The organism is Lactobacillus sp. XV13L, assembly GCF_059900875.1.
This window is the reverse complement of the sequence record NZ_JBWXGD010000001.1, coordinates 348,389-359,771: the sequence shown is the minus strand read 5'-3', so window position 1 is coordinate 359,771 and position 11,383 is coordinate 348,389. Positions and strand designations below refer to the sequence as shown.

9 protein-coding genes, 1 tRNA gene and 1 other annotated feature are annotated in these 11,383 nt (G+C 52.9%); of the genes, 5 read left to right on the top strand and 5 right to left on the bottom strand.

The features are described from left to right. The first annotated feature begins 58 nt into the window (after positions 1 to 58). Entirely contained in the window at positions 59 to 1,396 is a 1,338-nt protein-coding gene (gene glnA, locus AC2JF6_RS01670; protein ID WP_500729019.1) for a type I glutamate--ammonia ligase, read from the top strand. Between the two features lie 337 nt (positions 1,397 to 1,733). On the opposite strand, the gene AC2JF6_RS01665 is transcribed toward glnA, so the two are convergent. The 5 genes from AC2JF6_RS01665 to AC2JF6_RS01645 form a co-directional block, all read right to left on the bottom strand. Beyond that, positions 1,734 to 4,136, bottom strand: a complete 2,403-nt coding sequence (locus AC2JF6_RS01665) for a Xaa-Pro dipeptidyl-peptidase (RefSeq protein ID WP_500729018.1) — start codon at positions 4,134 to 4,136, stop codon at positions 1,734 to 1,736. 88 nt (positions 4,137 to 4,224) lie between these two features. Next, positions 4,225 to 4,581: an arsenate reductase family protein gene (locus AC2JF6_RS01660; protein ID WP_500729017.1), complete on the bottom strand. Its 357-nt coding sequence runs from the start codon at positions 4,579 to 4,581 to the stop codon at positions 4,225 to 4,227. Between the two features lie 71 nt (positions 4,582 to 4,652). Continuing rightward, the gene (locus AC2JF6_RS01655) at positions 4,653 to 5,690 is read right to left on the bottom strand and encodes a PTS sugar transporter subunit IIC (RefSeq protein ID WP_500729016.1); all 1,038 of its coding nucleotides are present in this window, start codon (positions 5,688 to 5,690) and stop codon (positions 4,653 to 4,655) included. A 10-nt stretch (positions 5,691 to 5,700) separates the two neighbouring features. Further along, on the bottom strand, positions 5,701 to 5,835 hold the full coding sequence (locus tag AC2JF6_RS01650) for a hypothetical protein (protein WP_500729015.1): 135 nt from the start codon (positions 5,833 to 5,835) through the stop codon (positions 5,701 to 5,703). A 443-nt stretch (positions 5,836 to 6,278) separates the two neighbouring features. Further along, positions 6,279 to 6,352 (bottom strand) — tRNA-Arg (locus AC2JF6_RS01645). 280 nt (positions 6,353 to 6,632) lie between these two features. On the opposite strand from AC2JF6_RS01645, the gene AC2JF6_RS01640 reads away from it, so the two are divergent. From AC2JF6_RS01640 to rplU, 4 genes are all read left to right on the top strand, one after another. Continuing rightward, positions 6,633 to 8,417: a DUF2207 family protein gene (locus AC2JF6_RS01640; RefSeq protein ID WP_500729014.1), complete on the top strand. Its 1,785-nt coding sequence runs from the start codon at positions 6,633 to 6,635 to the stop codon at positions 8,415 to 8,417. 156 nt (positions 8,418 to 8,573) lie between these two features. Then, positions 8,574 to 9,926: a DUF2325 domain-containing protein gene (locus AC2JF6_RS01635; RefSeq protein ID WP_500729097.1), complete on the top strand. Its 1,353-nt coding sequence runs from the start codon at positions 8,574 to 8,576 to the stop codon at positions 9,924 to 9,926. Positions 9,927 to 10,039: 113 nt separating this feature from the next. Beyond that, positions 10,040 to 10,879: a YitT family protein gene (locus tag AC2JF6_RS01630; RefSeq protein ID WP_500729013.1), complete on the top strand. Its 840-nt coding sequence runs from the start codon at positions 10,040 to 10,042 to the stop codon at positions 10,877 to 10,879. A 97-nt stretch (positions 10,880 to 10,976) separates the two neighbouring features. Further along, positions 10,977 to 11,054: a sequence feature (ribosomal protein L21 leader region), on the top strand. 12 nt (positions 11,055 to 11,066) lie between these two features. Beyond that, entirely contained in the window at positions 11,067 to 11,381 is a 315-nt protein-coding gene (gene rplU / locus AC2JF6_RS01625; RefSeq protein ID WP_500729012.1) for a 50S ribosomal protein L21, read from the top strand. The last annotated feature ends 2 nt before the right edge of the window (positions 11,382 to 11,383 follow it).

The following is an 11,383-nucleotide window of genomic DNA, read 5'->3' as shown; positions in this document are numbered from 1 at the left end:
GACATGCTCTTATTGATTTATACCAATTATTAGATATATATATTTTAGGTGGAGAAGCATGACAAAGAAAATTTCAGCAGATGATATTAGAAAGAGTGTCGCGGACGATGATGTGCGTTTCTTGCGGCTCATGTTTACCGACATTAACGGTACCCTCAAGGCAGTTGAGGTACCCAATAGTCAGCTGGAAAAAGTGTTGAATAATGATATTAGGTTTGACGGCTCTTCAATCGACGGTTTTGTCCGTCTGGAAGAAAGCGACATGGTCCTGTACCCGGATTTTGCCACCTGGTCCGTCTTGCCGTGGACGGATGTGCAGGGTGGCAAGATTGGCTGCCTGATCTGTTCGGTGCATACTACGGACGGCAAGCCGTTTGACGGCGATCCGCGCAACAACCTGAAACGGATTCTGGCGCAGATGAATGACATGGGCTTTTCGGCCTTTGACATTGGCTTTGAAGCCGAGTTTCACTTGCTTAAGCTCGACCAAGACGGCAACTGGACGACCGAGGTGCCGGACCACGCCTCCTACTTTGACCTGACCTCACAGGATGAGAGTGCAAGCTGCCGGCGCGACATTGTTGAAACGCTGGAGAGTATTGGCTTTGAGGTCGAAGCCGCCCATCATGAGGTCGGTGACGGCCAGCAGGAAATTGACTTTAAGTTTGACGATGCGCTGACGACTGCCGACCGGGTGCAGCTGTTCAAGCTGGTGGTCCGCGAAATTTCCAAACGGCATGGTCTGTATGCCACATTCATGGCCAAGCCGCTGCAGGGCCAGGCGGGCAACGGCATGCACACGAACATGTCCCTGTTCCGGGGCAAGAAGAATACCTTCTATAACGCAGACAACAAGTTCCACCTGTCTAACGACGCCCTCTACTTCTTGAATGGCATCCTGGAGCACGCCCGGGCAATCACCGCTGTTGGCAACCCGACCGTGAATTCGTACAAGCGTCTGATTCCGGGCTTTGAGGCCCCAGTCTATATTTCTTGGGCGTCCAAGAACAGGTCTCCGATGGTCCGGGTGCCGTCAGCCGAGGAGATCAACACGCGGCTTGAGATGCGGTCCGCTGACCCAACGGCCAACCCCTACCTGCTGCTTGCGGCCTGTCTAGCCGCGGGTCTTGCCGGGATTAAGGAAGAAAAAATGCCGATGGATCCGGTTGACTGCAACATCTTCACGTTGACTGAAGAAGAACGCAATAAGGCGGGCATCAAACCGCTGCCGTCGACACTGCACAATGCGCTCAAGGCGTTTAAGAAGGATGAGCTGATCAAAGCCGCTCTTGGCGAGCACCTGACGCAAAGCTTCATCAGTTCCAAGGAACTGGAATGGTCCCAGTATGCCCAGTCCGTTTCGGACTGGGAGCGTAACCGCTACATGGGTTACTAGGGCATGGGGATAAGCCGCTCTAGAAGGTTTGCCCGCAAGTGCATTAAAAAAGGCAAGATGACACTAGGAGTCGTTAAAAGCAAAAAAGCGAACGTTGCTGTAGTAACGTTCGCTTTTTTGCATGTGTGATACATTAATTAATGGCTCTTTGTCAAATATTCTAAAGTAGATAGAGCTTAATAATATTTTTGTTTAAGCAACAGGTTGATGCTCTTTTTAATACAGCTTTTGGTTATCCTAGTTTAATCCGGGCCACCAGAGGTATTAGTTGTTTTCCCTAGTTACTATATTTTGCTTGAACTGCTGGCAGATGGTTATTTAGAAAGAGCTAACTAGCTTACTTCTGGCTGAACATAATTGCGGTTGCGGCCAGGTCGACGGTGTAGGTCGTGTTTTCAAGCGGCCGTTTCGTCATGCCCTGGTCGGTTGAATAGATGATCAGGCAGAGCTTGCTGCCGGCCGGAATTTGGTAGTAGGTGGGCTGCAGTTTAAAACTGAGATCATAAAACTGGCCCGGTTTAATTGCCTGCGGCTTTTTCATGTCGGCGTAATTTTGCAGGTTCATGTGCGCCTTGGTAATCATTTTTGCGCAAGTCGGCTTGTCCGGCATGAATTCCTGCAGCGTATCGGTGCCGAAGCGGAAGCCCAGCTCCTGACCGCCGGGCATGATAAACTTCGGCGTGGCCGTCAACCGCTTACGCTCGCCCACCTCAACCAGGGCAACCGATAATTGGCCCTTGTTCAGACTGGACGATACCCGCAGCTTGACTTCTGGTCGGCCGACAATGGTAACGGGATGGATGAATTCATCGGTGGTAAAGCGCAGGCTAGGCTTGCTCCACTGCTTGTCGCCAGAGATAAACTTATACTGCCACGCGCTTTCGCTGATGTGGGCTTTTTTAAATTCCGTGCCCCCCTTGTCCACGAAGGAAGGGTGGCCCGTGCCGTTGCCATCTTTTTGCAGTTCGCCGTCGTCGGTTGGGTAGTAGACCGTGGTGTGGCCGATGTTATTGCTCCAATCATCTTCAGCGTGCCAGCGGTCGGCCTGCAGGTTGTCCTGGACCATCACCGTCGGCCACTGCCGGTCGGCCCCGTTATCGACTTCCAGCAGCTCATGGACGAACCATAGGTTCATGAGGTCGGTAAAGTCAATCGAAACTAAATTGTTCATGTTGTAGTGCGGACCCTGGTGCAGGAAAAGGTGGTGGTCAACGGGCAATTTTTTGACCTTTTGCCAAATTTTGTAGACGTTTTTGGGTTTGACGTTCCAATCGTTTAAGCCGTGAACGCTGATCCACGAGCACTTGATGCCATCCGTGTGGTGGCGGTAGTTGCGGGCCTCCCAAAAGTCTGAATACTGTCCGGTTGTCCGGTCGGATTTATCCAGCAATTCCTTTTGCATTGTGTCGTACTTAGACTTAATCTTCAGGAAGTCGCCGGCATCCAAGAGGTTCGACTGGCACGTCTCGGCCAGGAGCTCCAGGTCTTCACCCTGGCAGTCTTCCGGTGCTACGACGAGGCCATGTTCACGGTAATAGTCGTACCACGACGAGATTGCGGCTTCGGAGACGACGGTCTTGAGACCGGCCACACCGGTCGTGGCGATGGCAATCTGCAGGGTGCCCAGGTAGGAGCGGCCGGTCATGCCGATGTTGCCATTGCACCAGCTGGCCCTCGTTTCGTGCGTGCGTGTGCGGTCTGTGTAGGCAATGCGGTCGCCGTGCAGCCACTCGATGATTTCCTTGGCGCTTTCGGTTTCCTCGGGCGCCCCCGTGATGCGGAGTCCATCGCTGCCCCGCGTGCCGATTGCACCCGCAAAGACACTGGCAAAACCACGGGCGAGCATGTACTCGTTCAGTCCGTATGAGGATTTGCCCACGGCCTTTTCCGTTGACGGGTACGCCGTGCGTGCGGAAGCGGCGGGGCTTAAAGCCGGCACCCGGTTTGAGGCCTGGTACTGCGGGTTGGTCCACTGGGTTGCGTCCGTCAGGTTCTCGTCAACCGAGTGGTTGCGCTTTTCGTTGTCAATGATTCCGCCGAAGTAGGGGCTGGCGGTGTAGAGGGCAGGAACGGGCAGGCGGTCGCTTTCGGCCGGCCGAAAAATAGTGGTCTGAAGAAGATCGGACCGACCATCGCCGTCAGTATCAAGGTCGCTTTCAACGTAGACCACCTCACGAATAATCTTGCTGGTATCAAAGACCGGCAGGCTTTTGCCGTTGAACAAAACAAACTCATCTGCCGGAAATTCGCCCCTGCGGTCGAAGAAGTAGCCCCTGCCGGCCATGACGTCAATCAGAAGCTGACCGTTTTTGGAGCGCGTGTTCAGCAGGCGGTAAAAGGCCGTGATCAGGTCGGACTGATCGTCAATGCCGCTGACAACAGGCAGATTTTGCTTGTTCATGAACTTGACGGGCGCATTCAGATCATAGTCGTAGTGCACGTGGTAGCCCAAAAGCTGCAAAGCGACGTTGTAAAACTCGTCCGGCGACATCTTCTCGGGGTGCCGGGCCAAAAAATCCGCCAGGTTTTCCGTCTCTGAAACGGCAAATTCACGCAGTTTGGCGGACCGGGCGGGACTGTCTTTACGGTCAACCTCCGCTAGGGCATTCTTGACCATTGCGGATAGTAGCTCGCCGAAGGACCGCGTTTGGTAGTCGGCCGGCAAAAATTTGATGGTTAGCAGTTCGTTGACCTGCGTTGCAAAATTGGTTTCAACGTAGGCGTATTGGTTATATTTCATTTTTTTCTCCTTTTTTAACTACTTATTGTACCTGTTCTGTCAAAGATAGGAAAGGAGACAAAAAAAGCGGGCTAATTGCCCGCCTTTTTTATAGCCACGTCTTCTGGTAAACGTCTTCGTTAAAGCCGCAGGTTAGTTTATCGCCCTCGACGACCAGCGGCCGCTTGATCAGCTTGCCATTTTGTGCCATCAAGTCCGCGGCGTCGGCAATCGTCATGCCGTCCACCTTGGTGCTCAGGTGCAGCTTGCGGTAATCCTGGCCGTGCGTGTTGAAGAAGTACCTAAGACCGCGGTCCTGGTGCGCGGTCATCCACTTGACTAGGTCCTCCTTTAGCGGCGGCTTTTCCACCAAATCCTGAAAATCAACGTCAACGCCGTGCTCCTTCAGCCACTTCTGCGCACTGCGCGAGGTTGAGCACTGCTTATACCCGTAAAATTTGATCATTCTTCTGCCTTCCTTTTAATTCTCTTATTACCCATTATAGCAAGCAAGCGTAAAAAATGTGGCGGTCCGTCTTACTTGAAGTCAAGTTCAAAGTCCCGACTGGTGAAGTAGTGCAATTTGGTATTAAAAAGATAAGCGCTTAAAAGCCCCAAGACAACGGGCAGAATGAAAAAGAGCACAACGATGAGCAAGATGTTGCCGGCGGTGGCGGGCCGACCAGCCATTGCCGCCAAGGGCCCGATCAGTCCGGAAAAGCCGAAGCCAGCAGACATGGGCGTGCCCTTGATCTGAAACAATGCGCCTAGTGCCCCCATGATTCCGGCATTAATTAGAAGCGGAAGCAGCAGCTTGGGTTTGGTCATCAGGTTGGCCATCTGCATCTTGGGTGATCCCAAAAAGTGGGCGATCGACGTGCCCACTGAATTGGCGCGCCAACCAAAGATTGCAAGGGCAAAGGCGGCAGCGGTGATGCCCAGGTTGGCCGCTCCGGAAGCAATGCCGGAGATACTGATGGCGGTGGCGATGCCGACCGATGAAATGGGCGACACAACCAATAAGGCAAAGACCACGCCCATGATGAGCCCCATGAAAACAGGCTGCAGGTTCATCAGGTGCTTGATTGCGACGCCAATGAGGGTGGTTGCCTGGCCGACGGGTATCCGGGTCAGACAGCCAATTCCGCCGGCAATTAGCAGGACCAGCAGGGGAACAAGCAGGATGGTGTAGGCCTTGAATTTCTTGCCCAGAATAAGCACGAGGCCGTAGCCGATCATAATTGTAATGGCGGTGTTGATGACGTCGCCGCTGCCCGTTACCAGCACCTTGCCGTTGACCGCGGCAAAGCTGCCTGCACCGGCCGTGGCTGCGAGGGCCAGGGACGATGTCTGGATGGGCGACAATTTAGCGGTCATGCCCACGCAAACGGCACTGATTGCCGGCAGGAGGGCCGCAGCGAAGGCGGTCAAAGCCAGGACAAGTCCAAGTTGCGGCCAGACGGGCAGAAATAGCTTGACCAACTGATTGACTAGCGCGCCGGGAATCAGCGCAACCACAATACCGGTAGAGAGGCCATTCAGCGTGTCCAACACGATTTGCTTGAATATTTTCATTTGCTATCTCCTATAATAAATTGTAGCAGGTTGATGAGAAAAGGGGTCGGCCGGCAGCTAGCTGTTCACCGGGCACAACGTAGACCGGCGCAGCCTGCACCGGATCATTTTTCTGCTTGGCCATATTAGCTATACCTTTATTCACACCGAAGAGTTGCTTCATATGATACCCAACCACCCCTGATGGTGCAAGTTGTTTTTTTGGCGGCAGGGCGGATCAGTTAGCTGTGGAAGCCCAGTTGCGTTCCCATCCCGTCTGCTCGCGCAGACCGATACCAAAAAAGCTCCTACGGTTAACGGTTGCTAACCATAGGAGCTTTGTGCGTGTACTATTAAAAGCAAAAGCCGCCTTAGTTTGAGGACTAAGACGACTTTCAGTTTTTTTGAATCTCATGACCATATGCGATTCGTACTTATCATAACATGGTCAGCAAATTTAAGCAACGTTCCAAGCTGAATTGTTGTAATGATAGCCAAATGTTAGCCAACGTTAAAGCTTCTGGTGCTTATTAATAGTTTATTTAGCAACAAAAAAGCCTTGGAACCAGCGGTTTTGGCTCTTCAAGACTTTCTGAGATCTACTAAAAATGATCCGGGTGAGATTCGAACTCACGACCCACGGTTTAGAAGACCGTTGCTCTATCCAGCTGAGCTACCAGACCATGCAGAATTTAACGTTCTCCGTAAGAACATTAATTATTATAGAGAAGATTGGGGTTAATTGCAACCAGAAATTTTAGCGGGCGCGAGTTGGCAGCGGGACCGCTTTTGCAAAAGGCCGCGCGGACCTGGGCCTTTCTGGGGGGGACGGCAGGGTTAGGAGGTCTCCCAAAATGCGGCGATAAGCAGGCCAGTCGCTAGCACTTTGAACACAAATTTACGTGTTTTTTTACCGGCTAATCTGTATAATAGGGTAAATTACTGTATTATGGTGGGAAAATTATGAAACGCACAATTTTAAAATTACTGGCCCTTGTCGGCCTGCTTGTGGCCCTTGTGTCCGTCACGCGGCCGGTCAAGGCTGAGGTTGACTACGATATTGAAAACAACACGGCAATCGCTCGGGTGAATGCCGACGGCTCGCTCACCATGAAGCGGCGGATCACCTATAGGTTTGATGATGATGCCCACGGCGTCTACTACACGCAAACCCTGGCCAAGGGTCAGAAGATTCAGGACCTCAAGGTTTGGGTCCAGGACAATAATCAAAAGAGCAAACCGGCCCAAAACTTCCAGGAAGAACGGTATGAAAATCGGGAACGCTTCAAGGTCTTCCATGCGGTAAAAGAAGATAATCGCTTCACGGTCACCTACCGCTACAAAATTACGCGTGCAATCACCAACTACCGCGACGTGGCCGAGTTGAACTTTATGATTATCGGCAACGCCTGGGACAGCGACCTGGACCACGTCAAGGCCAGCGTTGTTTTTCCCGGGCCGGTCAAGGGCCTGAAGGCCTGGGCCCACGGCCCGCTGTCCGGTCACATTGCGGTTTCGCCTAAAGAAGGCCGGATCGTGATGACCGCCGATGATTTGCCGGGCGACGCCGGCGTGGAGGTCCACACGATCTTTCCGCTCAGCGTTACCCCCAAAAACAAGAATGTAATCGACCAGAATCACCGCCAAGCAGTCTTGAAAAAGGAGGCCGCGCTGGCCAGGCAGGCCAACCGCAGGCGCCAGCGCAACCAGGTCTTTGAAATAATCTTGATTGTCGTTAGTGCCATAGCCGGCGTCTTTGCCATCATTAGGGGTTTTATGACCAAAGAGCTGGGGGCCAAACCCGCAAAGATCAAGGAGCTCGCGCACAACTATGAAATTCCGGACGTTGACCCGGTGACCGCACAAGTGCTTGACACGGGGACAAACCCGGACAGTCGCGCCTTCACGGCTTACCTGATGCAGCTGGCTGCACAGAAGAGGGTAAAGATTGAGGACTACAAGGAGGGGCGCAGGACCTACTACCGCATCACCCTGCTTGATGCGGAACTGGTCAGCCAGGAGAAGCTCCTGGCGGCGCTCTTTAACGACGTCGGCAACGGACAGTCGTTCACGACCAAGCAGCTGAAGCGCTACCACCATAAGAACCTGGGCAAAAGTTTTGACTCGTGGTCCAAAGACCGCAAGCAGGCAGTTAGCGATCAGGGCCTATTGTCGACTAAGATTGCCGAGCAGCGCAGCCTTAATCAGACCGGCCTCATTTTGTTGATGGTTATCAACGTGGCGGCCGCAGTTATGGCCGTTGGCATCTTCCACCGCTACACCGCACTTGTTTTAATAGGCGAGCCCATCATTGTGGTTTTGGCAATTATTGCGTTCGTGCTGAGCACGCGGCGTGTTTCGATCTACACGGCTAAGGGCGCAAAGGAAACCGACAAGGTGCGCGGCTTTAAGAAGATGCTTGACGACATTGGCCGCTTCAAGATGCGTGACGTCGGCGACCTGGTCCTCTGGGAGGACATCATGCCCTACGCCGTGGCCTTCAACCTGGCCAAGAAGGTTCTAAAGGAGCTGAAGGTCGAATTCAGTGACGAGGAACTGGCGCAGGGTGGCTTCTACTTCTACGGTCCATTTTACAGCAGCGGCAGCGACGGCTTTGCCAGCAGCTTTAACGATAGCTTCACCGCGGGCGTTTCCTCTGGCTCATCTTCCGTATCCGGCGGGTCCGGCGGCTTCTCGGGTGGTTCATCCGGCGGCTTCGGCGGTGGTTCCGGTGGCGGGGCCTTCTAAAAACGCAGCGAGTAATATTCGAATAAGAGATAAATACGTGCGGGTTCTGAAGGAGAGTGCTAACTTCAGAACCCGCTTTGCTTTGTGCCGGGCTTTTTAAGTTGCTATACTTAAATTGCGCTATTAAAACAATTAATTAGAAAAGCTGGAATGAACATGTTTGACTACCGTAATAACTTGAAGAGAATTTTGAACCAGACGGCGGGCGACGACCAAAGCCTGACGAACGGTCTGGCGGCGATTAAGCTCATCCTGGGGATGGCGGCCGATAACAAAGACCAGGGCGGTAAAACGAGCAGCACCGGGATGGTTAGCCTGGACGCCGCACAGCTTAACCAGCTGCTTATTGACGTGGCCACGCTTTTGACTGTTCCCGGTGACCCCGCGGCCAAGAAAAGCGGTCTGGCGGCAATTCACAAGCTGCTGTTTGCAGTCCCGGGCAAGTCTGTCCTGCACCACGGCCTGACTGAGCTGGAGCAGGCCGTTCACAAGTCACAGGCGACGAGGGCGGCAATCGACCAAAAGGTGTTTGAAAAGGCCGTGCAGCCACACCAAAAGCCCAAGCGCGACTACCGCAAGGGCAAGCGCTACACGGTCATCCGCCTGCTGGCGGGGTGCGATCTGATTGACAACGGCAACCGCCGCGTCTTTACGCTCAAGGAATCGCAGATTCACACGCTGAACTTAAAGAGTGGCGATGTGGTCGAGGCAGTCCCACTGGAAAACAGCACGGTTTATGAGGCAGAAATTCTGCGGGTGGTCGGTTTTCGCCAGCTTTCCAGCATGGAAGTCGACCAGATCTCAACCTTTAAGTACGCGGTGGTGCAGGGCGCCCCGGGGCATTTGGCAATCAGCCGCAACATTAAGGGCCAAAAGCTGCGCGTCCGCGGCAAATCCGTTCTTTTGCCGGTTGATCCCAGCAAATTCCCGGAGGGCACGCCGTTTATTGGGGACGGAGCGATTGTCGACCTCGCGTGGTATGACGGCGACGTGCGCATTAAGAAGAATCCGGCCGCCGCGATTCAGATTCGCTGGATCTACCCGGTTGACCAGCCCCAGGCAGCAGCCGTGACGAAGAGGAAAAAGGCTAAGAGCACCCGGCCGGCAGATGAGCTGCCCCGCCTGGCAATGGACCTGCACTACCAGCGTGTGGGGATTGCGGTGGGCGACAACCAGAATGAGGCGGTGCTCGCGGGCATTGTCAACCGCTACAACGGTATTCCGGTTCCCGTCGACGCCTTCCAGGGCAAGAAGAAGGTGATGGAAAGGCAGATCAGGGACCTGGACATCGTTATTCTCGTGACGGCCTTTGCCGCACACGACAGCACCTGGAACATCCAGGAGTTTGCCAGCAAGTACAGTGTTAAGTTTGCCGTCAGCTCAAGCAAGGGCTATCAGGCCTTTGAACGGGCGCTCTACCGGGCGGAGAAGGGACTGCCGGCCTATGAGGGCAACCAGGCAATCGACTACAAGACCAATGACGGTTCATTTGGCAAGGTCCAGGACTAAGCAGCGACACAAGGCCAAGTCTTTAGTAAAATTTAATGAAATATGCGTCTTTCTTGTATATAAGTATTGCTTTTTAGTACAATAAGAAGTGAAATTTATGAGAGGAAGATGAGATGAAAACTAAAAAGCACGCACATACATGGCAATACTGGCTCTATTTTTTAGCCGGCCTGGAGATAATTGCGGTCGCAATCAACTTCTTCTACGCGCCGATTAACGTAGCAGCCGGGGGTTCGACGGGGATTGCGATTTTGGTTGATGCAGTTTGGGGGATCAACCGGTCACTGACGGTCTTCGTCGTCAACACCCTGATACTAGTCTTGGCGGCGATTTTCTTGGGCCGGGCGACGCTAAAGAGGGCGGCCCTGGGCAGCCTGCTTCTGCCCGTCCTAATGGAGGTTACGCCCAGCTTTAAGTTGACCGCAAACAACATGCTTGCGGTGATCTACGGCGGCATGCTCATTGGAATTGGCGTTTCGATGCTTTACCGCATCAACGCATCGGCCGGCGGTACAACAATCCCGCCGCTGATTATCAAAAAATATTTCTACGTCGATCCGGCACTGTCTTTGATGGTCATCGACCTTGCAATCATCGTCCTCAACCTGTTTGTGGATGGCACGGAAGCATTCTTGCTCGCGGCTTTTTCAGAAATCATCACGACGATCACGATGCGCTACACCGAGACCGGTTTTGACAAGAAGTACCAGGTGCGGATCATGAGCAACGATCAGCTTGATACTATTAAGGACATGCTGCAGCAGGATTATGACGGTCTGACCGTCTACAACGTGGTCGGCGGATACAGCGACCAGACTAAGCAGCAGCTGGTCATCGTCGTTGACACCAACGAGTACGGCCCGCTGGTCGCGAAGGCACGGGCAATTGACGCCGAGGCCTTCATCGTCACCGAGAACATTGCCAAGGTGCACGGCGGCAAGTGGCAGATCTGATTCTGCTCTTGGTGGAAACCTGCGGATTTGCGGGCTTTTCTTATTGCCAATTCGCGCGGGCAGTAGTATCATGAAGTAGTTGTATTTGTGGAGACCTCCACATCTGCAACCGCACATACTGGGGTCAGAAGTCTTTTAGCGAAAAGCACCCCAATTGGCGAGTCTAAGTATTTTTTGGAGGGTAGTAATGTACGCAATCATTAAAACCGGTGGTAAGCAATACAAGGTTGCTGAAGGCGATAGTGTTTTTGTTGAAAAACTTGACGTTGAAGAGGGTCAAGAGGTTACTTTTGATGAGGTAATTCTTGCTTCTGATGGCAAGGACGTTAAAGTTGGCACGCCGTTAGTCGAGGGTGCCAAGGTTCTTGCCAAGGTCGAGAAACAAGGCAAGGAAAAGAAAGTTGTTACTTTCAAGTACAAGCCTAAGAAGCACTCACATTCAAAATATGGTCACCGTCAACCTTATACCAAGGTTGCAGTTGAGAAGATTGAATTAAGCTAGAG

Bases quoted from the DNA above. Each gene is read 5' to 3' on its own strand.
- AC2JF6_RS01630 (WP_500729013.1), top strand. From the start codon at position 10,040: ATGAAAACTAAAAAGCACGCACATACATGGCAATACTGGCTCTATTTT.
- glnA (WP_500729019.1), top strand. From the start codon at position 59: ATGACAAAGAAAATTTCAGCAGATGATATTAGAAAGAGTGTCGCGGAC.
- rplU (WP_500729012.1), top strand. From the start codon at position 11,067: ATGTACGCAATCATTAAAACCGGTGGTAAGCAATACAAGGTTGCTGAA.
- AC2JF6_RS01640 (WP_500729014.1), top strand. From the start codon at position 6,633: ATGAAACGCACAATTTTAAAATTACTGGCCCTTGTCGGCCTGCTTGTG.
- AC2JF6_RS01660 (WP_500729017.1), bottom strand. From the start codon at position 4,581: ATGATCAAATTTTACGGGTATAAGCAGTGCTCAACCTCGCGCAGTGCG.
- AC2JF6_RS01665 (WP_500729018.1), bottom strand. From the start codon at position 4,136: ATGAAATATAACCAATACGCCTACGTTGAAACCAATTTTGCAACGCAG.
- AC2JF6_RS01655 (WP_500729016.1), bottom strand. From the start codon at position 5,690: ATGAAAATATTCAAGCAAATCGTGTTGGACACGCTGAATGGCCTCTCT.
- AC2JF6_RS01635 (WP_500729097.1), top strand. From the start codon at position 8,574: ATGTTTGACTACCGTAATAACTTGAAGAGAATTTTGAACCAGACGGCG.